Below are 23,673 nucleotides of genomic sequence, written 5' to 3'. Positions count from 1 at the left end.
TTACACTAATAGGGAGGTGATGGGAAATGGAACAATTAAAAGTAGGAAAAATCACATTGACATGGCTAAACGGAGGGGTAACTCATTTAGATGGCGGTGCAATGTTCGGGGTCGTTCCAAAGCCTCTTTGGTCGAAAAAGTATCCATGCAACGAGAACAATCAAATTGAATTGCGCACCGATCCTATTCTTGTGCAGGTGGATGGAAAAAATATGCTGATTGAGTCCGGCATCGGCAATGGAAAATTGTCGGACAAGCAAAAGCGCAATTTTGGTGTTACCGAGGAATCGGCGCTGGAGCAGTCTCTTCACGAGCTCGGCTTAACAACCGATGATATTGATATCGTGATGGTGACGCACATGCATTTTGACCATGCATGCGGTTTAACTAAATGGGAAGGAGACCGGCTCGTTCCGACGTTTCCGCGCGCGCAAATTATAACGTCACAAGTGGAATGGGATGAAATGAGACATCCAAACATCCGCTCACGCAATACATATTGGAAAGAAAATTGGGAGCCGATTGTCGAGCAAGTCGTTCCGTTTGAAAAGGAAAAGGAAGTGGCAAATGGCATTAAAATGGTATATACAGGAGGACATAGCGACGGACACTCGATTATCGTGATGGAATCAGACGGGGAAATGGCGATTCATATGGCTGATTTGCTAGGGACACACGCCCATCAAAACGTACTATGGGTGATGGCATACGACGATTATCCGATGACGTCTATTTTTGCGAAACAAAAATGGATTCCATATGCCATAGAAAAGCAAGCATGGTTTACGTTTTATCACGATGCGTACTATCGCGCTCTAAAGTGGGATGAAAACGGAAACATCACCGCACACGTAAAGCGGAATCACCCGTAAACGCGAGTGCGGGCCGATGCTTTCGAAGCAGCATCCCCCGCTTATATCGTTCTGGTGTCAATAATCGTTCCCGTATAGGCATCGATCACAAATTCGTACTGGGCGTCGTCGCGGCAAACTCCACCTTTATAAACGGTGTAGTGGACATGATTTTTTTCATATGTTTCCGGTGTTGTTTGAATCCAGGAACCGTTGATTGGCTCTAATTGCCGAAACGCTGCTTTTGCTAAAGAAAGTGCTTTTTCCGAAGAAAGCATCTGTTGCTCCAGCTTTGTTTTGATGGCGTAGGCGGCGGCAAAACCAAGCGCGGCGCCGGTGATAAACTTTTTCCAACTCATGGCATGATACCTCCCCTATCGGCTTTTATACCGTTTAGTATATCTTATTTTGGCGGAGAATGTAAGGAAAGTGGAAAAACATTTCATGATTCGCTACAATAAATTACGAAGAAAAGGGGTTAGTGAAGATGAATGTGGAGACGCTTCAATTGTTTCAAACGCTGACAGAGCTGCCGGGAGCACCGGGCAATGAACACGCCGTCCGCCATTTTATGCGAAAAGAGCTGGAAAAATATGCGGATGAGGTGGTGCAGGACCGGCTTGGCAGCATTTTTGGCGTCAAGCGCGGGGATGAAAACGGCCCTACCGTCATGGTGGCAGGACATATGGATGAAGTCGGATTTATGGTCACGGCTATTACCGACAACGGCATGGTTCGCTTTCAACCGCTTGGCGGCTGGTGGAATCAAGTATTATTAGCGCAGCGCGTGCAAATTATTACCGACCACGGTCCGGTCGTCGGTGTCATCAGCTCGATCCCGCCTCATTTATTAAGCGAAGAACAGCGCAACAAGCCGATGGAAATCAAAAACATGCTCATTGACGTCGGCGCCGATGACCGCGAGGACGCGAAACAAATGGGCATTAAACCAGGACAGCAAATCGTGCCGATTTGTCCGTTCACCCCGATGGCCAATCCAAAAAAAATTTTGGCCAAAGCGTGGGACAACCGCTACGGATGCGGGCTTGCCATTGAATTGCTGAAAGAGCTGAAAAACGAGAAGCTGCCAAACGTATTATACTCCGGGGCTACGGTTCAGGAAGAAGTCGGTCTGCGCGGGGCGCAGACGGCGGCGACAATGATTCAGCCCGATATCTTTTTTGCCTTAGACGCAAGCCCGGCCAACGATATGACGGGGGATGAAAAGGGATTTGGCCATCTTGGCAAAGGGGCGCTTGTCCGCATTTATGACCGCTCGATGGTCACCCATCGCGGCATGCGTGAATTTGTACTAGATACGGCAGAGACGCACGGCATTCCGTATCAATTTTTCGTTTCACCTGGAGGTGGAACGGACGCCGGGCGCGTACATATCGCGAACAGCGGCGTGCCATCAGCTGTCATCGGCATTTGTGCCCGCTATATTCATACGCATGCGTCCATCATCCACGTCGATGATTACGCAGCGGCAAAAAAACTGCTTATTGAGCTTGTCAAGTGCTGCGACCGCGCAACGGTGGATGCGATTAAGAAAAATAGCTAAACAAATTGAGAAGTCTTGCGCCACAAGACTTCTCTTTTTCCGTACAAAGGAGTGAATACGTTGGAAATCATTGCAATCGGCACCACGAATCAAGCGAAAGTAGCAGCAGTTCGAAACGTTTTTGCTTCAGATCGTTATACGCTTATCCCAACGAATGTGCCATCGGGCGTTTCCGCCCAACCGCTTTCCGATGCGGAAACGCGTCAAGGCGCGATTAATCGCGCCAAACGTGCGCTAGAAAAAGAGCGGGCCGATATCGGCATCGGTTTGGAGGGCGGCGTGATGGAAGTGGGTGAAGAGTTATGGCTATGCAACTGGGGGGCGCTTGTTGATCGGAATGGCATCGTTATTACCGCCGGCGGAGCGCGCATTCCCCTTCCTGTGGAGGTAGCAGAAGGCATTCGCGACGGCAGGGAGCTTGGCGATGTGATGGCGGAATATACGGGCAATCGAAACATTCGCCACCATGAGGGGGCGATCGGCGTGTTTACGAACGGTTACGTCGACAGGGCAGGAATGTTTGGCCATATCGTCCAGCTTCTTGCAGGTCAATACGATTTTTTTGTCAAAACTGCTGATTCGCGATATGATAAAAGGGTATAGAAAGGAGTTTCACGGATGAAAACCATTGAAACAGCAGCACAATATGAAAAGGTAAAAAATACAGCAAAAGCGATTTTTGTATTTTCAGCAGATTGGTGTCCGGACTGCCGCTTTATTCAGCCGTTTCTGCCGGAAATCGAAAAATCTTTTTCCGATTATGAGTTTTATTATGTCGATCGTGACCAATTGCTCGAAGTATGCCAGCAAGAAAATGTGTTTGGCATTCCAAGCTTTATCGCCTATGACCATGGAAAAGAACTCGGCAGATTTGTCAGCAAAGACCGCAAAACGAAAGAGGAAGTCGAGCAATTCATCCGCGGCTTGTCATAGCTAGGGGGCGCGGCGATGGACAGCAAGCAAATGTATGAGGAAATTAAAAAGCGGCTTGCCCATCATCACGATTGGGCATTTCAATTGGACCGAAAGAACGACACGCTCCGTATAGAAGAGAAAAAAACGAAAAAAGGAGTAACCATCTCGCTTCCCGGCGTCATTGCGAAATGGCACGAACAAAAAGAGGAAGCGATTAACGAAATGGTATATTACGTGGAACAAACATTAAATACGATGCATGAGAAACATACGCTTTCCGGCAAAGAAAAAGAGATTTATCCGGTGATCCGTTCCACCTCGTTTCCGACGAAAACGAAAGAAGGCATTCCCCTTCTTTATGACGACCATACGGCGGAAACGCGCATTTATTATGCGCTCGATTTAGGCAATACATATCGCCTCATTGACGAGAAGATGGTGGAGCAGGAACAATGGAATAAGGAACGAATAAAGCAAATCGCCCGCTTTAACGTTCGTTCGCTCGATGCAAGCGTCAAAGAAGACAAGGTCGCCGGAAACACGTTTTATTTTGTGAATACAAATGACGGCTATGACGCAAGCCGGATTTTAAACGATGCCTTTTTGGCGAAAATGAGAAAGAAAATCACAGGAACGATGGCGCTCGCCGTGCCCCATCAGGATGTGCTCATTATTGCCGATTTGCAAAATGAAGTCGGATATGATGTGCTGGCGCAAATGACGATGAGCTTTTTTGCCAATGGACGAGTGCCGATTACTGCATTATCATTTCTATACGAGGACGGAAAATTAGAGCCGATTTTTATTTTAGGGAAAAATTATCGCAAAAAATAACAGAAAGAAGGTGGCTTACTGTGAACGTATTTTACAATCGAGAAGGCGTCGGTGATGTACTGCTTGTTTCTGTAAAACCGATTCAGCCGGAGCAGCGGGCGTTCGAGAAAAAAGGCGATGTTGTCCGCATCTTTGATGAACAAACAGGAGAAACGGCAGGCTATAATATTTTCCGGGCTTCCACCTATCATCCTTTTGCTGGCAACGGTTTGTTGGAGCTGAATGAAGAGCTCGTTTCGGTCATTAACGAGATATTGAAAAAAAATGGATGGAACGAAACGATCGAAGCTGATCTTTCGCCAAAGTTTGTCGTTGGTTATGTTAAAGAGAAAAAGAAACATCCAAATGCCGATAAGCTGAGCGTATGCCAAGTGGATGTCGGAACGGAAGTGTTGCAAATTGTATGCGGGGCGCCAAACGTGGCGGAAGGCCAAAAAGTCGTTGTCGCTAAAATCGGCGCCGTCATGCCGAGTGGGCTTGTCATTCAGGAAGCGGAATTGCGCGGAGTCCCGTCGTACGGAATGATTTGTTCGGCAAGGGAGTTGGAATTGCCAAACGCTCCGCAAGAAAAAGGAATTTTAGTATTATCTGATGAGTACGAAGTGGGGCAGCCGTTTACTTGGTAACGACGCAATAGTCACTAGAGGAGATTCTAGTGACTTTTTTTCCGAAAACGAATGGGAACAGAAAGAGTGATAGAACGATGAAATGGTTTAAACGGTTTATTCACTATTGGTTGGAATCAGACGACGAGGAACCATCTGCTTCGCCTGATCGGCAACACCGCCACCAACCAATGCCTCCGAAGTTGGATGCAAAAGTGGTATATCAGTATCCAAAAGGGAACTTTCGCTTTCCGCTTATTCCGGATGATCGACCAGCAGAACGGCATTTCCGGTCGTTTCGACAGGAATATGAGGAAAACAATCAAGCTATCTCGTCCCGCAGCTATGTACCGAAATACGATCAAAGCGGGCGGGTCGATGACAAAAAGCCATTTCGCCCTTCTGATGTGCCGTCGCCTATTTATGGATATAATAGAAAAGTAACAAAAAAGAGTGATGTGGTGATCGAGTGGGAGCTGCCATCCTATACCAAAGATGATAAGTTGTCCATCTCCGTATCAGAAGAGGAGGAAACAGGCGGACGTTTGGCGGCGCCGGAATGCTTACACACAAGCGAAAAGGAGATAAACAGCGACGCACCTCGAAAAGAGGAAGGAGACATCGATTTACCAAACAGCAGCGAAGAACAACACGAAACGACAGATGGGGAAAAAGAAGAGCTTTTCCTAGAAGCAGAACAGCCTAAAAAAGAAGAGGAAAATGATGGTGAACGCGCTCACGAAACAAAACAGCAACCTTCCCAGCCGCGTTCTCGCATTCCTTACAATGTCATCATGCTAAAGCAAGACCGGAAAAAGTGGGAAGAAAAAAGGCAATCCGTTAAAAACGGGTATCAGTTTCCGTCTCTGTCGTTATTAGAGAGCCCAAAACAGCGCCACGAAAGCGACGAACAATGGATTCGCGAGCAATGTGAGCGGTTGAACCGGACGTTTGCCAGTTTTCACATCGGCGCGAAAGTCGTCCATACGACACAAGGACCGACGGTGACGCGGTTTGAAGTGCAGCCGGATTTAGGAGTGAAAGTGAGCAAAATTACAAATTTAGCCGATGATATTAAATTGAATTTGGCGGCAAAAGATATTCGCATCGAAGCGCCGATTCCGGGCAAGCGCACGATCGGCATTGAAGTTCCAAACCTAAAAAGCCGCCCCGTACTGATTCGCGAAATTTTAGAAAGCGAGGCATTTCGCAATAGTCCATCGCCGCTGACGGTCGCGCTTGGGCTTGATATATCGGGGGCGCCGATAGTCACCGATTTAAAAAAGATGCCGCACGGATTGATTGCCGGAGCGACCGGTTCGGGAAAAAGCGTATGTATTAATACGATGCTTGTCAGTTTGTTGTACAAAGCCGCCCCACATGAAGTGAAATTGCTGTTGATTGATCCGAAGATGGTCGAGCTTGCGCCATACAATGACATCCCCCATCTTGTCAGCCCGGTTATTACCGATTCGAAAGCGGCGACAGGAGCGCTGAAATGGGCGGTGGAAGAAATGGAGCGGCGCTATGAACTGTTCGCTCATGCAGGTGTGAGGGATATCCAAAAATATAATGAGTTGGTGAAACAAAAAGGCAGCCTAGAGCACCATCTTCCATATATCGTGATTATCATCGACGAGTTGGCCGATTTGATGATGGTGGCTCCGGCCGATGTCGAAGAAGCGATTTGCCGCCTCGCGCAAAAGGCAAGGGCGTGCGGAATTCATTTAGTTGTCGCCACCCAGCGCCCGTCTGTTGATGTGATCACTGGTTTAATTAAAGCAAACATTCCGACGCGAATCGCTTTTTCTGTTTCTTCCCAAGTCGATTCGCGCACGATTATTGATGTAAACGGCGCCGAAAAATTGCTTGGACGCGGCGACATGCTGTTTTTGGAAAACGGCTCATCGAAAACGGTTCGGTTGCAAGGAAGTTTTGTATCAGGCGAAGAAATTGAACGGGTTGTTGCCCATGTGAAAGCGCAGATGGCGCCTTCTTATTTGTTTCAACAGGACGATTTTGTAAAAAAGACGGCGATCGGACAGGAAGAAGATGAACTTTTTTATGAGGCGTGCCACTTTGTCGTTCAGCAAGGCGGAGCTTCCACATCCAGTTTGCAGCGGCATTTCCGCATCGGCTATAACCGCGCCGCCCGTTTAATTGAAATGATGGAGCAGCAAGGAATTATTTCCGAGGCGCGCGGCAGCAAGCCGCGAGAGGTGTTAATTACGGAAGAGGAATTGGCGAATTGGCAAGAGAATAGTATGATATGATCATAAGTATATGGATCCTATTACGGATGAATAGAAGGAGAGCCCCCGCATCCGGTACGCGATAGTGTTTAATAAGGCTGGACCGTGTTATAATGATAAAATGTAGTGCTCTAATCGCAAAATGAGATAAATGGCAAAACTAGATGAATATCATATACTGTCTTACAGATAGACGATTGTTGGAGGGCTTAGCGATGACAGTTTATCATTTTGTTGGCATTAAAGGAACGGGAATGAGCGCATTGGCGCAAATTCTTCACGATATGAACTATACGGTACAAGGTTCGGACGTCGAGAAGCGCTTTTTTACGCAAAAGGCTTTAGAGGAGCGGGGAATTCCGATTTTTCTTTTTAGCAAGGAAAATATTCAGCCAGGATATACGGTGATTGCAGGGAACGCGTTTCCCGATACACACGAGGAAATACAGGCTGCGTATGAATTAGGAGTGCCTGTCATCCGGTATCATCGTTTTTTAGGGGAATTTATTCAAAAGTTTACCAGCATTGCAGTTACTGGTTCGCACGGAAAAACAACGACGAGTGGTTTACTCGCCCATGTGATGCAAGGGGCGCATCCAACATCGTATTTAATTGGCGATGGAACAGGAAAAGGAATTGCAGGAAGCAAATATTTTGTTTTTGAGGCATGTGAATATCGCCGCCATTTCTTATCCTATTTTCCAGATTATGCAATTATGACAAACATTGATTTTGATCACCCCGACTATTTTGCCAATATTGATGATGTGTTTTCTGCATTTCAAGAAATGGCACTGCAAGTGAAAAAAGGGATCATCGCTTGCGGGGATGATGAATACTTACAAAAGATTCAAGCAAAAGTTCCGGTTTTGTTTTACGGATTTGGCGATGATAATGATTTCCAAGCGCGCAATGTTGTTAAAACAACGGAAGGCACGTCATTTGATGTGTTTGTCCGTCATACGTTTTATGCGTCGTTTGACATCCCTCGTTTTGGCGACCATAACGTCTTAAATGCGCTTGCCGTCATTGCCCTTTGCCATTATGAAGGAATTGACGTCAGCATCATTCAAGAGCGGTTGAAAACATTCCAAGGAGTAAAGCGCCGTTTTAGTGAAAAGGTGCTTGGCAGTCAAATTTTAATTGATGATTATGCCCATCACCCGCGGGAAATTATTGCGACGATTGAGGCGGCAAGACAAAAATATCCAGGCCGCGAAATCGTGGCGATTTTCCAGCCGCATACGTATTCGCGAACACAGACGTTTTTGCGGGAGTTTGCCGAAAGTTTGCAACAGGCCGATCAAGTGTATTTATGTGACATATTTGGCTCGGCGCGCGAGCATCACGGCAAACTGTCGATTCACGATTTGCAGGCGCAAATTCCAAACTCCCGCCTCATTCAGGAGGATAATACATCGGTATTAAAGCAACATGCCAACGCGGTGCTCATTTTTATGGGTGCGGGCGATATTCAAAAGTTCCAAGAAGCGTATGAACGTCTTGTTCATTCGTAATATGATAAGGGTGACTGGAAAAGAACAAACGAGCTTGGCATCCCATTAGCCGGCTCGTTTTTTGTCCGCCTTGATGTCGAATTTGAAGGAATTTACCTTATGGACGTCGAAAGTTTGAAAAGGAGAGATACAGCGAAACTAGCAAGGAGGAAGTTGGGTGAAAATTATTTTATACGCCAGCATCGCGCTCATTGCCGTTTCTTTTTTCATATTAGTCATTTATATTGCCAAAACATTGACGGTATTGCAGGAAACAATCCGCCGCTTGACGGCAACCATCGACCATTTAGACAAGGAAGTGCAGGGCATTACCACGGAAACAACGCAGCTTTTGAAGAAAACGAACGCGCTTGCTGACGAGGTACAGAAAAAAGTGGAAGGCTTGAATTCACTCGTCCATGCTGTCAGCGATGTCGGTGCCACCGTCCAGTCGTTCAACCGTTCCTTGCGACAAATTTCGTCCACGGTAACGGCGAAAGTAGAAAACCACCGGGAAAAAGTAACAAAAGTCATGCAATGGGGAAATGCTTTTATCGAAATATGGGAAAAATGGAGAGAAAGGAAACAAAAAAAGACAAAGGAGGTTGTACTGGATGGCAAAAAATAATGGAGGATTTTTGTTAGGAGCGATTGTCGGCGGAATTGTCGGTGCGGCAGCAGCCGTGTTTTTGACAAGTGAAAAGGGGAAGCAGTGGCTTGCGGAAATGAATGAAGCAGGAAAATTGGATCCGGTGAAAACGACCGCGACGGAATGGCTGGAAGTAGCGAAAGAAAAAACAAAAGAGGTAACAAAATTTATTCCGCTTGGAAAAACGGACGAACAGCCGCTCTCGACAGCGGCAGAAACGACGACGGAAGCACCGTCAATTCCAATCCCGCCATCGGCAGGTGAAAAGGATAAAGAAAATATCGAAAAGCTGTTAAAAGAGGCAGAGGAAGCTTTTCATGATGCCGAACAAAAAATTCAAAAACAAAACGAAGCGGAGTGATTTTCATGGGAATGGAGAAACTGGAGACGGCGGAGCAATTTGATAAAGTTGCCAAAGCAAAGAAACGATTTTTATTGATCAAACATAGCCTCACATGCCCAATCAGCAAAGCGGCGTTTCGGGAATATGAGAAGTTTGTTTCCGATCATCCGGAAGTGGATACATATTATTTGTACGTGCAAGAAGCACGTCCACTTTCGAACTATATTGCCGAAACGTTTGGCGTCAAACACGAATCGCCGCAAGCGCTTTTGTTTGAAAACGGAACTGCCGTATGGCACACATCCCACTGGAATATTACGTATGATTCGTTAAAAAAAGAAGTGATCAAGGCATAAAATGGCGCCTTCAATCGAAGGCGCCATAGTTTTTTTTCTTGCGGCGGCTAATTCGTTTTCCATAAAATACTTTATTACTTAAAAGCGTTTAATGAATAAAGCATTTTTTTGGTGACAATCGCTCCTCTATCCATTATAATAATGACTAATTACAAAAACTGTATTAAACTTTGGCGAAAGGATGAGGAAGCATGAGCAATGAGAGATTAGATGAGCTGCGGGCGAAGGTCGATGAGATTAACTTGCAAATTTTAAAATTGATCAACGAGCGGGGGAGACTTGTTCAGGAAATCGGGAAAATTAAAGAAGCGCAAGGGACGTATCGTTATGACCCGGTGCGTGAGCGGAAAATGCTGGATTTAATTTCCGAGCACAATGATGGGCCGTTTGAAACGTCAACGTTGCAACATATTTTTAAAGAAATTTTTAAAGCCGGCCTAGAACTGCAAGAAGATGATCACCGCAAAGCATTGCTTGTATCGCGGAAAAAACATCCGGAAAACACGATTGTTGAAGTAAAAGGAGAAAGAATCGGTGACGGCAAGCAATATTTCGTCATGGGACCATGTGCGGTAGAAAGCTATGAACAAGTTGCGGCGGTTGCAGAAGCGGTGAAAAAGCAAGGATTAAAACTGCTCCGCGGCGGCGCATACAAACCACGGACATCGCCATATGACTTCCAAGGACTCGGTGTGGAAGGATTAAAAATCTTGAAGCGAATTGCCGATGAGTTTGACTTGGCGGTGATCAGTGAAATCGTGACCCCTGCCGATATTGAAATCGCTCTGGACTATATTGACGTCATTCAAATCGGCGCGCGCAACATGCAAAACTTTGAACTGCTAAAAGCGGCCGGTCAAGTGAATAAGCCGATTTTATTAAAACGCGGGCTGGCGGCGACAATCGAAGAGTTTATTAATGCGGCGGAATACATTATGTCGCGAGGAAACAGCCAAATCATCCTATGTGAGCGCGGCATTCGCACGTATGAACGGGCGACAAGAAATACGTTAGACATTTCGGCGGTGCCGATCTTAAAGAAAGAAACACACTTGCCGGTATTTGTCGATGTCACGCATTCGACAGGACGCCGTGACTTGTTGATCCCTTGTGCAAAAGCCGCGTTGGCGATCGGTGCCGATGGAATAATGGCCGAAGTGCATCCAGATCCGGCAGTGGCGCTTTCCGATTCGGCGCAGCAAATGGATATTGCCCAATTTAACGAATTTATGGAAGAAGTAAGAGCGTTTCAGCAGCAATTAGTAAAGGCGTAAGACGAATAGCCCCTTTTGGCGACTTGCCTGAAGGGGCCATTTTTTGTTTTCGGGGAAAATATGTGCTACATATGAAAATAGGACGCAGGAGAAAGGGTAACATATACATAGTGCTATTCATGAATTGTTTGTGAACACAGCAGCAAAATAGTTGCCAATTCGTTGCGATTTAGCGATAATGTATCGTATGATATTTTTACATACGGTGAAGAAATAACAATCGATGTGGATGTTGATTCATAAAAAGAGGAGTGAAGCCAATGAACGTAACCATTTACGATGTGGCACGGGAAGCAAACGTATCGATGGCGACGGTCTCCCGTGTCGTAAACGGAAACCCAAACGTAAAGCCATCGACAAGAAAAAAGGTATTGGAAGCGATTGAACGTCTAGGATATCGTCCGAATGCGGTGGCGCGCGGACTGGCCAGCAAAAAAACGACGACTGTCGGGGTGATTATTCCTGATATTTCTAGCATCTTTTTCGCTGAGCTGGCACGCGGAATCGAAGATATTGCCACCATGTATAAATACAATATTATTTTAAGCAACTCAGACCAAAATAAGGAAAAAGAGTTGCATTTGCTCAATACGATGCTGGCTAAACAAGTCGACGGCATTTTATTTATGGGCGGAACGATTACGGAAGAGCACGTCAATGAGTTTCAAAAATCGCCAGTACCGATCGTGCTTGCGGCTACGATTGAATCGAACAACACGATTCCATCCGTGAACATCAATTATGAACAAGCTGCCTTTGAAGCGGTTACTTATCTTGTAGAAAAAGGCAACAAGCGGGTCGCCTACGTGACAGGACCAACGGACGATCCGATTAACCAAAAGAAACTAGCAGGATATCGCCGCGCTTTAGAAACGCATGGAATAGCTTATGATGAAGAGCTTGTAATTGAAGGCGACAACTCCTATGATTCCGGCATTGAAGCGTATGAAAAAATTGCCGAATTGGCGGAGCAGCCAACGGCCGTTTTCGCCGGAACCGATGAGATGGCGCTCGGCATTATCCATAGCGCGCAGGATCACGGCGTGCGCGTTCCGGATCAGTTGGAAGTGGTCGGTTTTGATAATACTCGGCTGGCGACGATGGTACGTCCGCGTTTAACGACGGTAGTGCAGCCAATGTATGATATCGGTGCGGTGGCGATGCGGTTATTGACCAAATATATGAATAAAGAACAGGTAGAAAACCATATTGTCGTCTTGCCGCATCGCATCGAATATCGGGAATCGACGAAATAACGATAAAGCAAGCCTATGAGTGTTCATAGGCTTGCTTTATTTTAGGTGTTGCCGCTGATTGCGAATCGGATATAACGCTTTTTCCACCGTTTGTGCATTTTTTTTCGGTAATTTCCATCTTGCGTGGAATCGGCGGGTATAGGGATTCCGGGTCATCCCATGTTTGCGGCAATGGAACGGGTGAAAACGCTTGCCATTTGTCGAGCCATGATTTTGGCAAACTGCCGGAAATATTTGATTGTTCGGTCATTTCCAGCCAAATAAGAGCCCATGCCCGCGGAACGACGCGCCAAATATCATAACCGCCACCGCCAACGGCGATCCAGCGCCCATCACAATATTCGTGGGCGATTTGATGAGCGAGCTTTGGAATAATACGGTACGTTTTCATCGTTACGGATAAATGAGTAAGCGGATCGTAATAATGGGCGTCCACGCCATTTTGCGTTAAAATCACATCGGGACGGAAAAAGTCGGCAATTTCCCGCAACGCCTGCGTGTAGGCATCGATCCACGATTCATCTTCGGTGAAGGCATCGACAGGAATGTTAAACGAATATCCGTATCCCGCCCCGTGTCCGCGTTCATTCACATTTCCTGTCCCCGGAAATAAGTAGCGGCCTGTTTCATGAATCGAAAACGTGCATACGTTTGGGTCGTCGTAAAAGGCCCATTGCACGCCGTCTCCATGATGGGCGTCGGTATCGACATACAGCACGCGAAGCCCATATTTTTCTTGAATGTATTTAATGGCGACTGCGCTGTCATTGTAAACGCAAAAGCCGGACGCTTTTCCGCGAAAACCATGATGAAGGCCGCCGCCGAGGTTTAGCGCATGCGTTGCTTTTCCCGACAGCACATAGTCAACCGCCGTTAAAGTGCTTCCGACTAAGAGGGCGCTTGCTTCATGCATGTTCGGAAAAATAGGTGTGTCTTCTGTTCCCAGCCCGTAATTTAGGGCGGTTTGTTCAGGCAGCTCTCCTCTTCCCGCCGCCTTGACCGCTTCAATATAGGAGCGGTCATGGATTAAGGCAAGCTCTTCCTCCGTTGCGATTCTAGGCGCCACAATTTGTTCATCGTCTAAAGCGTTCATCGCGCGCAACAAATCATACGTAAGTTTGACCCGCAGCTGGTTAAACGGGTGCTCGTCATGAAATTTATATTGGAGAAAATCACTGCTGTAAACAAATACGCAGTCTTTTTTCATGACGAAACCCCCGGCAAATTCGGCCATAACACGGTATAGCCGGCATTTTTTAAATCGTTGATGATTCCGATCGGATTCATCGTTTGCACGCGAAACACAAGGATTTGGTAATTTTCATCTTGATCTGGATATAAAAGAACGCTGGCGATATTCGTATTTCGTTTCGCGATAATCGCTGCCGCTTTGCTTAACATCCCGCTTTCATTCGGAACTTTAATTTCAATTTGCGAGCCAGGTTGATGGGCGCCTGTAAGTTGAATGAGCGTGTATAATAAATCGGTTTCGGTAACGATGCCGACCAGTTTGCGGTCTTTGACGATCGGCAGGCAGCTGATTTTATGCTCGTAAAACAGCGACGCTACTTCCTCGACAAAATCGAGCGGATGTCCGACGATAACGTCGGTTTTCATAATTGTGCTGATCGGTTTTTGCAAATCTTCGAGGTGTTCATGGATATGAAAAATAGAAGGGCTTACATCGCGGATGTCGCGATCGGTCACAATGCCGACAACATGGTTTTCGCCATCCACAATTGGAATGTGGCGAATGCGGAATTGTCGCACTAGCTGAATCGCTTCTGTGATCGTATTGGTCGGTTGAAGCGTGATAACAGGCGTTTTCATAATTTGCTCGACAATCATTTCCTCTTCTCCCCTTTGTTGTCAAAAACAATATTAATACATATAACGGTTCATAAAGCGAAGGCGGTCAAATTTTTGAATCGACTCTTGATCGACCCGTTTGCCGATGCGGGCCATTAAGCAGTTGGCCGGATGGGAACAAATTTCTGGGTCATCGGTAGCGTACCAGACAAGCCCGCCGGCGTTCATCATTTTCTCCATCACTTTCCGGTATTCCCACACGTTTAATCCGGTTCCCTTTAAGTCCCAATGCCAATAATATTCGGTGGTAATGATGATATAATCTTCCATCGCATCATCCATCATTGATACAATGAGCAGGTTTTTCCCTACTCCATAGCCGCGAAACTCCGGAATGACTTCAATGGCGCCCAGCTCGATTAAGTTTTCCATGTTTCCTTCTGACCATCGTTCAAGCGGGTCAGGATACAGAAAAGTCACATAGCCGACGATCGTGTGATGATGACGGGCGATAATGATTCTTCCTTCAGGAAGTTTGGCGATTTCGATCAATGCTTGATGCTGCTGCGGCGGTTGGCGGAAGGATGTCAAGTCATGGTGAAATTCATAGCTTGCTAGTTTTTCCGCCGATATGGGACCTTCAATAATCAGCGTCCCTTTCGGCGTTTTTAATTCTTTGGCATTATATGTTTTTTTATGTTCCATTCGGTCACCACCTGGCTTTTATCTTTCTTCTTCCATTATACATAAAACAGTAGTTGATAGCCGGATTTCAAAAAAATTTCAAGAAAAATGACATAAAAATATTTAAAAAATTGAGAATTCATTTATCCGATGATGTATAAAATTTTGTGTAAAGCATTTTACTAGATCAAAATAAAAAAGGTAGGGTATTCTCTGATTGAACCCAAACATTCCAGAGAAAGGAGAACCCTACCTATGTCTAAAAGTATACCGAATGTCGACTGGGCAAATCAACTGGAAAGTGTCATTCGTCAGTTTGTAAAGGAAAAATTAGAACTGATCATGCGGGAAGAAATCAAGAATTTCCTCGAAATAGAACAGGCCGGAACATCAAATATGAGAAACGGCTACTATCAACGAAATCTAGATACGCAATATGGCCGGATTGAAGGTCTTTTGGTCCCTAGAGACCGAAACGGAGAATTTCAAACACAGTTGTTTGCCCCTTACCAACGGCACACCGGCTGGCTGGAGGAAGCAATCATTAGGATGTACCAAAGTGGCATGAGTACACGGGAAATTGGCAAGTTTATCGAACGAATTCTAGGAAGCACCTATTCTCCTGCGACGATCAGCCGTATTACCGATGTCGTGAAGGAAGACATCGAGAAATGGCACACTCGTCCACTGCACAAGCGTTATTCCGTCTTATATTTGGATGGTTTATACGTAAAACTTCGTCGCGAAACCGTGGAGAAAGAAGTCATTTATGTGGTGTTAGGGGTGAACGAAGAAGGATATCGCGAAATTCTTGATTTCTTTGTGGGAGGACAAGAAAGCGCCTATGTATGGCAGGAAATTCTTCAACACCTCTACCAAAGAGGCGCCAAGGAAGTGCTTCTGGGCATATTCGATGGACTACCAGGGTTGGAGGAAGCCTTTAAGGCGGTTTATCCGAAAGCCGATGTGCAGCGTTGTGTCGTTCACAAAGTCCGTAACACGCTCCATCGTGTTCGGAAAAAAGACCAATTTGAAGTGGCCGAGGATCTCAGGCTGATTTATCGCGCGCCGAATAAGGAGATGGCGTTACAGATGTTTCAACAGTTTGAGTCGAAATGGTCAAGCAAGTATCCGAGAGAAGTTCAATCTTGGGCCAATGAGTTGGATGTCCTCCTTACATTTATGGATTATCCAAGCAGTATTCGAAGTGTGATTTACACGACGAATGCCATTGAACGAACGATCAAGGAGATTCGGAAACGTCTAAAGCCGATGAACAGTTTGAATAGTTTAGAAGCCGCTGAAAAAATCGTATATTTGACCATTCAAGATTTTAATGAGAAATGGGCAGGGCGAAAGTTGCGAGGATTTGCCGAAGCACAGGAAGCCCTCGAGCGAATGTTTGAAGAACGTTATCATTAACCAAATACTGTAAATAAACAAAATAGGGGGATTCTCCCTTTCCACACAGGAGACTGAATATTCAGTCTCCTGTGTGGAGGAAACTAGTTCCCTATTCATTCCAAATCCATTTCAGAGAAACCCTACCCCCATTATATTACACAAAATTCTTGACGGTACCATTTATCCTGTACTATAATAGAATTGTAACCACTTACATAATAAGGGGGATTCGGGAGAATGAAAACTGAAGTACTACCAGTCGTACAAGGGGACTATAATTTAAAAAGTTATGAAGACACATATAAACATTTTGATTGGGAAGAAGTAGAGAAAGAGTTTTCCTGGTTTGAAACCGGCAGGGTCAATATGGCGTATGAAGCGATTGACCGTCATGCGGAATCGTTCCGGAAGAATAAAGTAGCCCTTTATTACCGCGATGCATCACGAAATGAAAAATATACTTTTAAAGAAATGAAGGAAATGTCCAATAAAGTAGCCAATGTGCTGAAGCAAGTAGCGGAAATTGAAAAAGGAGACCGTGTATTTGTATTTATGCCGCGTTCTCCGGAATTGTATTTTGCTGTATTAGGAATTATTAAAACAGGGGCGATTGCCGGCCCGCTGTTTGAAGCGTTTATGGAAGGAGCAGTTCGCGATCGCCTCGAAGACAGCGGGGCGAAGGCGATCGTCACAACGCCAGAACTGCTGCCGCGCGTTCCAGTTAACGATCTCCCGGAATTAAAATATGTGTTCCTTGTCGGAGACAATATTGTGGAAGAAGGACCATATATCGACTTAAAGAAACGGATGAATGAGGCGAGCAAGCACTTTGATATCGAATGGGTCGACCGTCAAGATGGATTGATTTTGCATTATACTTCCGGATCTACCGGAAAGCCAAAAGGGGTTTTGCACGTTCATAATGCGATGATTCAGCACTATCAAACGGCAAAATGGGTGCTGGATTTAAAAGAAGACGATATTTATTGGTGCACGGCTGACCCAGGCTGGGTGACAGGCACTTCCTACGGTATTTTCGGTCCATGGTTATGCGGAGCATCGAACGTGGTTGTCGGCGGCCGTTTCAGCCCGGATGCCTGGTATCAGACGATCCAAGACTTCGGGGTGACGGTATGGTACAGCGCACCGACGGCGTTCCGCATGTTGATGGGAGCCGGGGATGAAATTGTGAAAAAATATGATTTAAGCTCTCTCCGCCACATCCTTAGTGTTGGCGAGCCGTTAAACCCAGAGGTAATTCGCTGGGGAATGAAAGTATTTGGGCGACGCATTCATGATACGTGGTGGATGACAGAAACTGGAGCGCATCTTATTTGCAACTATCCATGCATGGAAATCAAGCCAGGTTCGATGGGCAAACCGATTCCTGGCGTCAAAGCCGCCATTATTGATGATCAAGGAAATGAACTGCCGCCATATCGGATGGGGAATTTGGCGATCAAAAAAGGCTGGCCGTCGATGATGAAAACGATTTGGAACAACCCGCAAAAATATGAATCGTATTTCATCGGCGATTGGTATGTTTCCGGTGACTCCGCCTATATGGATGAAGACGGCTACTTCTGGTTCCAAGGACGTGTCGATGACGTCATTAACACGTCGGGGGAACGCGTCGGTCCGTTTGAAGTCGAAAGCAAGCTAGTCGAACACCCAGCGGTAGCAGAAGCGGGCGTCATCGGCAAGCCGGACCCAGTGCGCGGGGAAATTATTAAAGCATTTATTTCGCTTCGGGAAGGATATGAACCATCAGAGGAATTGAAAGAAGATATTCGCCAGTTTGTCAAAAAAGGGTTGGCGGCACATGCGGCGCCGCGGGAAATCGAATTCCGTGACAAGCTGCCAAAAACGCGAAGCGGGAAAATTATGCGCCGCGTCCTAAAAGCGTGGGAGCTTAACTTGCCGACAGGCGATTTATCGACCATGGAAGACTAAGAAAAAAGCTGATCGTTTTCGATTAGCTTTTTTTTCGCTATTTTAATGTTTTTGTCCTTCCGGCGTTTTTGTTTCTTTGGCTTGGTCCGCCGCACTAGGCAATGGCATGGAAACCGTATTGGATGGCGTTGACTCTTTGCCGCCAATATCCACGGCTGTGACGTAATAGGTTGCTCCAGGCTGCAGATTTGCAAAGGATAACGTCTTTCCAGCTTTGACGATCGCAACAACTCGAGGCGGCGAACCGTCTTGTCCGGCGCGATATACGCGATAGCCAATGACATCGTTTTCTGAATGCGGCTGCCAAGTAATGATTCCATTTGTTAGATGGATGGATGGCGGTGCCGGGATTTTTCCGTTTTCTTTCAACTCATTAACAAACAGCTCTCCATTCCATCCACTAGCGCTTGAACCATTAATTCCCCATTTTTTTAATATTTCTCTATTTAATATAACTCCACTGGAAACAAATTCGCTTGGTGTTGTATCGAGCGCAGCGTACCGCTTGCCATTTACTTCGACGAAGCGTCCTTCGATCAAATACGGTTCTTTCCCTTGCTTTGGCGTAAACTTAGTGTTGTATAAGTCATAGCTGACTAATCCAGCTTTTTGGCATATATTGGACGGAGCAAGCCCTGAAACGGTGCAATAGGTGCGCCGGACGATGCCACCCGGCATATTGAAGCGCGTGTTTGGCGCGACAAGCTGCGGCTTTACATCATAAGCGGCATTGATTAATTGCGCCCATAATAGCTGAGTTCGTTTGCCATAAGACAGCCCTTTGTACATAGATTGCAACGGTGCAGGCGTATCGTATCCCATCCAGACGCCAAATGTCACGTTCGGGTTTGTTGCCACAAACCATGAGTCTTGGTTCTTCTGGCTCGTCCCTGTTTTTCCGGCCCAATCTGCCTGGAATTTTAGATAAAATGGCAGAGAGGATGCTGTACCGTGGCGAATGACATCTCTCATCATATCAATCATTAAATAGGACGTCTGTGGGGAAAAGACAGGAACAGGATTGCTTTTATGTTCGTAAATAACTTTTCCATCTTTTGATACGATTTTTTCGATTAAATAGGCGTCGATAAACGTTCCGTAATTAGCAAATGTGGCGTAAGCGTTGACGTTTTCTTCTACTGTCACTCCTTTATCCGTTCCACCGATCGCCAAGGCGATGTGGTTTTCTTCTGTATTTGCCACGCTGGTAATGCCCATTTTATGCAAATATTCTACTGGATGTTGGTTCATGATTTTCATATAGGTTTGGATCGCAGGAATATTATAGGAATACTGCAAGGCACGCCGGGCTGTGACGAGACCGTGCGTTTTCCGATCTGCGTTTTCGGGCGTATAATACCCCTTTGCTGTTTTTATACGCAGCGGCGTATCCGGAATAATAGAACCAGGCTGAATGACACCCATTTCCATCGCTGGCGCGTATACGAGCAGCGGCTTCATTGTCGAACCGTTCGACCGATATGCTTGCGTCGCGTGATTGAGTTGCTGCCGCTTGTAATCTCTGCCGCCGACAAAGCTGATGATTTTCCCTGTTTTATTTTCAATCAACATCGCACCGACTTCGACAGGCTCGCGTTTGGCAATTGTTTTGCCTGTCTGTTTATCTTTTACGTATTGAATGATGTCATCACCGTAATAGCGGTAATCAGCCACTACTTTTTGCATGCGGTCGTAAATCGTTTTGTCGATCGTTGTGTAAATATTGTATCCGTTTTGGCGCAGCTGTTTTTCCGCTTTTGCTACATACCGTTCGTGAAGGGATGCATTTTGCAACAGTTGCTCTTTTGTATAACCGTCTTTTTGGGCCAATACCTCGGCCAATACTTCTTTAGCGCGTTTTTCGATTTCCATCGTCAGCCACGGATATTTTTCAAATGGCGACGGCTTTGGCGGTGCAAAATGTTTGGTGACATCGTATTGCAACGCTTCTTCATATTGTTTTTCGGAAATATATCCCGCCTGCTTCATTCGTTTCAACACCGTCTTCATCCGGTTCAACGCCGGAGATAAGTCTTTTTTCACTTTGCCATCGCTTGTAAACGGTGTATACACAAACGGGCTTTGCGGGAGGCCGGCTAAAAATGCCGCTTGGGCTAGATTTAAATCTTTGGCGTTTACGCCAAATACCCCTTGAGCAGCCGCCTGGATGCCGGCAATATTGCGCCCTGATGCGTTTCGTCCGAATGGAACGACGTTTAAATAGGCTTCTAGAATTTCATCTTTGCTAAAAAACTTTTCAAGGCGAAGGGCGAGCAATATTTCTTTTGCCTTTCGTTCAAATGACACTTCATTTGTCAATATTTGATTTTTGACAAGCTGCTGCGTCAGCGTGCTTCCGCCTGTTTTTACTGGCGAGTTTGTCGCTTCCTGAAACAGCGCGCGAATGATCGCTTTTGGAACAACCCCGTGATGTTCATAAAAGTATTCGTCTTCCGTCGCTGTAATCGCTTTAATCACGTACGGAGAAATATCTTGTAATTTGACTTCTTCTCTTTCTAGATCAGAGCGGAAATTGCCGAGATAAACATTATTGGCGAAGTAAATATGCGTCGTTTCTTCATAGTCGTAAATATCCTTTTTCATTTCCTCATAGGAAGGGATGGGCATGTCTTTTACTAAAGAAGCGAAATACCCAGTGCCAAGACCGACGGCAAAGCAAATGAGGCAAAGAATAAGAATGAGAAAAATAAGGAAAAGATTCCAAACTACTTCATATATAATAAAAAAATAGCGCCATGCCTTCTCCAGGGAAAGCGTTTGCTTTTTATGCTCCATGAGCATCCCCCTATACAACCGATCAATATAAATCAGTATATCATATTTTTGTTAAATATTGCGGCATTTTGTCATTTTTTCCCCCTTTTGTATACCGAGAAAAACTTAATTTGACAAACAAGGCAAAGTTGTGGTAAAAAAGGGTATAGCAAAATGGCATAGGAGAAAGCGATGACAGGAACAAGTAGTGTTTATCTCCCTGTTTCAGAGAGCTAGTGGCCGGTGCGAACTAGCACATAGATAAACGCGAATTACCTCCTCGAGCAGCTTTTGCGAACGGCAGCAGCCAAGTAGCAAAAGACGGCGTGCGCCGTTATCCAAATGAGGTGAGAAAGCGTAAAGCTTTCTAAGTAGGGTGGTACCGCGATTGTCACTCGTCCCTTCGCTTTGGGGCGAGTTTTTTATTTTATAAAAAAGAGGTGGGATCAAAGTGGATTTACTGCATGAGCTTGAGTGGCGCGGACTCATTAACCAAGTTACCGATATGGAAGGGCTGCGCCAGCTGTTAAATGAGGAAAAGGTAACATTATATTGTGGATTTGATCCAACTGCTGACAGTTTGCATATCGGGAGTTTATTACCGATTTTGACGCTGCGCCGCTTTCAGCTGGCGGGGCATCGGCCAATTGCGCTTGTTGGCGGTGCAACGGGGCTAATTGGAGACCCAAGCGGAAAAAAAAGCGAACGCACTTTAAACCCAAAAGAAACGGTGCAACAGTGGAGCAATCGGATTAAAGAACAATTGTCAAGATTTTTAGATTTTGACGCGAAAGACAATCCTGCCAAAATCGCCAACAACTATGACTGGATTGGCTCGCTTGACGTTATTACTTTTTTGCGCGATGTTGGAAAGAACTTTGGGCTAAACTACATGCTGGCGAAAGAGTCGGTACAATCGCGCATCGAAACAGGCATTTCGTTTACCGAATTTAGCTATATGATTTTACAAGCTTTTGATTTTCTCCAATTATACCAAACAGAAAATTGCCGTTTGCAAATTGGCGGCAGCGACCAATGGGGAAATATTACGGCGGGATTGGAATTGATTCGCAAAACAGAAGGAGAGGCAAAAGCGTTCGGATTGACGATTCCGCTCGTGACGAAAGCAGATGGAACGAAATTCGGAAAAACGGAGAGCGGAACAATTTGGCTCGATAAAGAAAAAACATCCCCATATGAGTTTTATCAATTTTGGATTAACACCGATGACCGAGATGTTATTAAATACTTAAAATACTTTACGTTCTTATCCAAAGACGAAATCGAGGAACTTGAGCGGAAACTGCAGGAGGCTCCGGAGCAGCGGGCGGCGCAAAAAGCGCTGGCGGAAGAAATGACCAAACTGGTCCATGGCGAAGACGCGCTCAAACAAGCAATTCGTATTTCCGAGGCGCTCTTTAGTGGCTCTGTGTCTGAATTGACCGCGGAGGAAATTGAACAAGGGTTTAAAGATGTGCCTTCATTTGAATATGAAGGGGAAGAAGTTCCGTTAGTAGAGCTGCTTGTCATGGCGAAAATTGTGCCATCAAAACGGCAAGCGCGGGAAGACATTTCCAATGGTGCAATTTATGTCAATGGCGACCGCGTGCAAGACATCAATGCCGTCATCACCAAAGAAAACCGCATCGAAGGGCGCTTTACGATCATTCGCCGCGGAAAGAAAAAGTATTATTTAATCCGCTACAATTAATCCTGGCATTGCCAGGATTTTTTTCATAAAAATATCCCTTCAGAGATTTCTCTGAAGGGATATCGTTCATTAACGAGAGTAGAACTCAACGATCAATGCTTCGTTAATTTCCGCCGGTAATTCGGAGCGCTCAGGTAAACGAGTATACGTGCCTTCCATTTTGTCCGCATCTAATGTTAAATAATCAGGAACAAAGTTGTTTACTTCTAACGCTTCTTTAATGACTTGAAGGTTGCGTGATTTTTCGCGAACCGCAATCGTTTGGCCAGGTTTAACGCGATAGGACGGGATGTCCACACGATTTCCATCGACTAAAATGTGGCCGTGCGTGACAAGCTGGCGAGCTTGACGACGAGTGCGCGCAAAGCCTAAACGGTAAACGAGGTTATCTAAGCGGGACTCTAACAAAATCATAAAGTTTTCCCCGTGTTTACCAGGCATTTTGCCAGCTTCTTCAAACGTTTTACGGAATTGGCGTTCGTTTACGCCATACATATGACGAAGTTTTTGTTTTTCTTGCAATTGAAGGCCATATTCGGAAAGTTTTCTGCGTTGACCTGGGCCATGTTGACCTGGTGGATAAGGACGTTTTTGCAACTCTTTACCTGTGCCGCTTAACGAGATTCCAAGGCGGCGGGAAATTTTCCACGTTGGACCTGTATAACGAGCCATTTATTGCTCCTCCTTTTGCTTTTATTCGGGTAAAATAAAAGCAGACGTGCGTCAACAATTATGGCCATTTTGTTTTCATGTATCCTCGCTCTAGCAGCTAAGAGTTACACGATACACCTCGAGATTCGAGGAACAAAATGGAACCATAAAGGTGAGCACTAAGGCTGCTATATTTTACACAAAGGGTATTATATGATTTTTATAAGATAAAGTCAACATTTTATTTCCCTTATTTCGAGATAATATGCTATAATAAAAGATGTAATTTTT

At 45.6% G+C, this 23,673-nt stretch carries 21 protein-coding genes, 1 pseudogene and 1 other annotated feature; of the genes and pseudogenes, 16 read left to right on the top strand and 6 right to left on the bottom strand.

The features are described from left to right. The first annotated feature begins 26 nt into the window (after nucleotides 1-26). Nucleotides 27-872: a YtnP family quorum-quenching lactonase gene (locus tag BDD39_RS11675; RefSeq protein ID WP_166910849.1), complete on the top strand. Its 846-nt coding sequence runs from the start codon at nucleotides 27-29 to the stop codon at nucleotides 870-872. A gap of 41 nt (nucleotides 873-913) precedes the next feature. On the opposite strand, the gene BDD39_RS11670 is transcribed toward BDD39_RS11675, so the two are convergent. Beyond that, on the bottom strand, nucleotides 914-1,210 hold the full coding sequence (locus tag BDD39_RS11670) for a PepSY domain-containing protein (RefSeq protein ID WP_166910847.1): 297 nt from the start codon (nucleotides 1,208-1,210) through the stop codon (nucleotides 914-916). A gap of 128 nt (nucleotides 1,211-1,338) precedes the next feature. On the opposite strand from BDD39_RS11670, the gene BDD39_RS11665 reads away from it, so the two are divergent. The 12 genes from BDD39_RS11665 (at nucleotide 1,339) to ccpA (ending at nucleotide 12,395) form a co-directional block, all read left to right on the top strand. Next, nucleotides 1,339-2,415, top strand: a complete 1,077-nt coding sequence (locus tag BDD39_RS11665; RefSeq protein WP_166910845.1) for a M42 family metallopeptidase — start codon at nucleotides 1,339-1,341, stop codon at nucleotides 2,413-2,415. A 60-nt stretch (nucleotides 2,416-2,475) separates the two neighbouring features. Then, nucleotides 2,476-3,018: a DUF84 family protein gene (locus BDD39_RS11660; RefSeq protein WP_166910843.1), complete on the top strand. Its 543-nt coding sequence runs from the start codon at nucleotides 2,476-2,478 to the stop codon at nucleotides 3,016-3,018. 15 nt (nucleotides 3,019-3,033) lie between these two features. Then, entirely contained in the window at nucleotides 3,034-3,348 is a 315-nt protein-coding gene (locus tag BDD39_RS11655) for a thioredoxin family protein (protein ID WP_166910841.1), read from the top strand. A gap of 15 nt (nucleotides 3,349-3,363) precedes the next feature. After that, nucleotides 3,364-4,164 (top strand): DUF1444 domain-containing protein, encoded by an 801-nt coding sequence (locus BDD39_RS11650; protein ID WP_166910839.1) that lies wholly within the window; start codon nucleotides 3,364-3,366, stop codon nucleotides 4,162-4,164. Nucleotides 4,165-4,184: 20 nt separating this feature from the next. Then, nucleotides 4,185-4,790, top strand: coding sequence for a YtpR family tRNA-binding protein (gene ytpR, locus BDD39_RS11645; protein ID WP_166910837.1), 606 nt, complete (start codon nucleotides 4,185-4,187; stop codon nucleotides 4,788-4,790). A 77-nt stretch (nucleotides 4,791-4,867) separates the two neighbouring features. Next, a complete protein-coding gene (locus tag BDD39_RS11640) occupies nucleotides 4,868-7,042 on the top strand; it encodes a DNA translocase FtsK (RefSeq protein WP_166910835.1) in 2,175 nt (724 codons plus the stop codon). A gap of 194 nt (nucleotides 7,043-7,236) precedes the next feature. Further along, complete coding sequence (murC, locus tag BDD39_RS11635) at nucleotides 7,237-8,538, top strand: UDP-N-acetylmuramate--L-alanine ligase (RefSeq protein WP_166910833.1); 1,302 nt, start codon at nucleotides 7,237-7,239, stop codon at nucleotides 8,536-8,538. Nucleotides 8,539-8,695: 157 nt separating this feature from the next. Beyond that, nucleotides 8,696-9,145, top strand: a complete 450-nt coding sequence (locus BDD39_RS11630; protein ID WP_166910831.1) for a DUF948 domain-containing protein — start codon at nucleotides 8,696-8,698, stop codon at nucleotides 9,143-9,145. Beyond that, entirely contained in the window at nucleotides 9,132-9,527 is a 396-nt protein-coding gene (locus tag BDD39_RS11625; protein ID WP_166910829.1) for a YtxH domain-containing protein, read from the top strand. Before BDD39_RS11630 ends, BDD39_RS11625 begins: the two co-directional genes overlap by 14 nt. A gap of 5 nt (nucleotides 9,528-9,532) precedes the next feature. Further along, entirely contained in the window at nucleotides 9,533-9,865 is a 333-nt protein-coding gene (gene ytxJ, locus BDD39_RS11620; protein ID WP_166910827.1) for a bacillithiol system redox-active protein YtxJ, read from the top strand. Nucleotides 9,866-10,056: 191 nt separating this feature from the next. Further along, nucleotides 10,057-11,139 carry a bifunctional 3-deoxy-7-phosphoheptulonate synthase/chorismate mutase gene (locus tag BDD39_RS11615; protein ID WP_166910825.1) on the top strand — a complete coding sequence of 361 codons (1,083 nt, stop codon included), beginning with the start codon at nucleotides 10,057-10,059 and terminating at the stop codon, nucleotides 11,137-11,139. A 260-nt stretch (nucleotides 11,140-11,399) separates the two neighbouring features. Beyond that, nucleotides 11,400-12,395: a catabolite control protein A gene (gene ccpA, locus BDD39_RS11610; RefSeq protein ID WP_166910822.1), complete on the top strand. Its 996-nt coding sequence runs from the start codon at nucleotides 11,400-11,402 to the stop codon at nucleotides 12,393-12,395. A gap of 36 nt (nucleotides 12,396-12,431) precedes the next feature. Here ccpA and BDD39_RS11605 read toward each other — a convergent pair. The 3 genes and pseudogenes from BDD39_RS11605 to BDD39_RS11595 all read right to left on the bottom strand — a co-directional run bounded on the left by BDD39_RS11605 (nucleotide 12,432) and on the right by BDD39_RS11595 (nucleotide 14,909). Further along, nucleotides 12,432-13,602: pseudogene (locus BDD39_RS11605) on the bottom strand (acetoin utilization protein AcuC). After that, nucleotides 13,599-14,243: an acetoin utilization AcuB family protein gene (locus BDD39_RS11600; RefSeq protein ID WP_166910820.1), complete on the bottom strand. Its 645-nt coding sequence runs from the start codon at nucleotides 14,241-14,243 to the stop codon at nucleotides 13,599-13,601. Before BDD39_RS11600 ends, BDD39_RS11605 begins: the two are co-directional and overlap by 4 nt. Nucleotides 14,244-14,276: 33 nt before the next feature. Further along, complete coding sequence (locus BDD39_RS11595) at nucleotides 14,277-14,909, bottom strand: GNAT family N-acetyltransferase (RefSeq protein WP_166910818.1); 633 nt, start codon at nucleotides 14,907-14,909, stop codon at nucleotides 14,277-14,279. Between the two features lie 234 nt (nucleotides 14,910-15,143). Here BDD39_RS11595 and BDD39_RS11590 point away from each other — a divergent pair, with 234 nt between their 5' ends. Both BDD39_RS11590 and acsA read left to right on the top strand, forming a co-directional pair. Then, entirely contained in the window at nucleotides 15,144-16,310 is a 1,167-nt protein-coding gene (locus BDD39_RS11590; protein ID WP_166907797.1) for an IS256 family transposase, read from the top strand. 219 nt (nucleotides 16,311-16,529) lie between these two features. Then, complete coding sequence (gene acsA, locus BDD39_RS11585) at nucleotides 16,530-18,245, top strand: acetate--CoA ligase (RefSeq protein WP_166910816.1); 1,716 nt, start codon at nucleotides 16,530-16,532, stop codon at nucleotides 18,243-18,245. 42 nt (nucleotides 18,246-18,287) lie between these two features. Here acsA and BDD39_RS11580 read toward each other — a convergent pair whose 3' ends face one another. Beyond that, on the bottom strand, nucleotides 18,288-21,041 hold the full coding sequence (locus tag BDD39_RS11580; protein WP_166910814.1) for a transglycosylase domain-containing protein: 2,754 nt from the start codon (nucleotides 21,039-21,041) through the stop codon (nucleotides 18,288-18,290). A 162-nt stretch (nucleotides 21,042-21,203) separates the two neighbouring features. Further along, nucleotides 21,204-21,426, top strand: a binding site (T-box leader). 45 nt (nucleotides 21,427-21,471) lie between these two features. Between BDD39_RS11580 and tyrS the strand changes: the two genes are divergently transcribed. Further along, entirely contained in the window at nucleotides 21,472-22,731 is a 1,260-nt protein-coding gene (gene tyrS / locus BDD39_RS11575; RefSeq protein WP_166910812.1) for a tyrosine--tRNA ligase, read from the top strand. A gap of 69 nt (nucleotides 22,732-22,800) precedes the next feature. Here tyrS and rpsD read toward each other — a convergent pair whose 3' ends face one another. Then, entirely contained in the window at nucleotides 22,801-23,403 is a 603-nt protein-coding gene (gene rpsD / locus BDD39_RS11570) for a 30S ribosomal protein S4 (RefSeq protein WP_166910810.1), read from the bottom strand. Between the last annotated feature and the right edge of the window lie 270 nt (nucleotides 23,404-23,673).

The organism is Saccharococcus thermophilus (assembly GCF_011761475.1).
Classification (GTDB): domain Bacteria; phylum Bacillota; class Bacilli; order Bacillales; family Anoxybacillaceae; genus Saccharococcus; species Saccharococcus thermophilus.
This window is presented reverse-complemented; position numbering and strand designations above follow the sequence as displayed.

Bases quoted from the DNA above. Each gene is read 5' to 3' on its own strand.
- BDD39_RS11675 (WP_166910849.1), top strand. From the start codon at position 27: ATGGAACAATTAAAAGTAGGAAAAATCACATTGACATGGCTAAACGGA.
- BDD39_RS11670 (WP_166910847.1), bottom strand. From the start codon at position 1,210: ATGAGTTGGAAAAAGTTTATCACCGGCGCCGCGCTTGGTTTTGCCGCC.
- BDD39_RS11665 (WP_166910845.1), top strand. From the start codon at position 1,339: ATGAATGTGGAGACGCTTCAATTGTTTCAAACGCTGACAGAGCTGCCG.
- BDD39_RS11655 (WP_166910841.1), top strand. From the start codon at position 3,034: ATGAAAACCATTGAAACAGCAGCACAATATGAAAAGGTAAAAAATACA.
- BDD39_RS11650 (WP_166910839.1), top strand. From the start codon at position 3,364: ATGGACAGCAAGCAAATGTATGAGGAAATTAAAAAGCGGCTTGCCCAT.
- BDD39_RS11640 (WP_166910835.1), top strand. From the start codon at position 4,868: ATGAAATGGTTTAAACGGTTTATTCACTATTGGTTGGAATCAGACGAC.
- murC (WP_166910833.1), top strand. From the start codon at position 7,237: ATGACAGTTTATCATTTTGTTGGCATTAAAGGAACGGGAATGAGCGCA.
- BDD39_RS11625 (WP_166910829.1), top strand. From the start codon at position 9,132: ATGGCAAAAAATAATGGAGGATTTTTGTTAGGAGCGATTGTCGGCGGA.
- ytxJ (WP_166910827.1), top strand. From the start codon at position 9,533: ATGGGAATGGAGAAACTGGAGACGGCGGAGCAATTTGATAAAGTTGCC.
- BDD39_RS11615 (WP_166910825.1), top strand. From the start codon at position 10,057: ATGAGCAATGAGAGATTAGATGAGCTGCGGGCGAAGGTCGATGAGATT.
- ccpA (WP_166910822.1), top strand. From the start codon at position 11,400: ATGAACGTAACCATTTACGATGTGGCACGGGAAGCAAACGTATCGATG.
- BDD39_RS11600 (WP_166910820.1), bottom strand. From the start codon at position 14,243: ATGATTGTCGAGCAAATTATGAAAACGCCTGTTATCACGCTTCAACCG.
- BDD39_RS11595 (WP_166910818.1), bottom strand. From the start codon at position 14,909: ATGGAACATAAAAAAACATATAATGCCAAAGAATTAAAAACGCCGAAA.
- BDD39_RS11590 (WP_166907797.1), top strand. From the start codon at position 15,144: ATGTCTAAAAGTATACCGAATGTCGACTGGGCAAATCAACTGGAAAGT.
- acsA (WP_166910816.1), top strand. From the start codon at position 16,530: ATGAAAACTGAAGTACTACCAGTCGTACAAGGGGACTATAATTTAAAA.
- BDD39_RS11580 (WP_166910814.1), bottom strand. From the start codon at position 21,041: ATGGAGCATAAAAAGCAAACGCTTTCCCTGGAGAAGGCATGGCGCTAT.
- rpsD (WP_166910810.1), bottom strand. From the start codon at position 23,403: ATGGCTCGTTATACAGGTCCAACGTGGAAAATTTCCCGCCGCCTTGGA.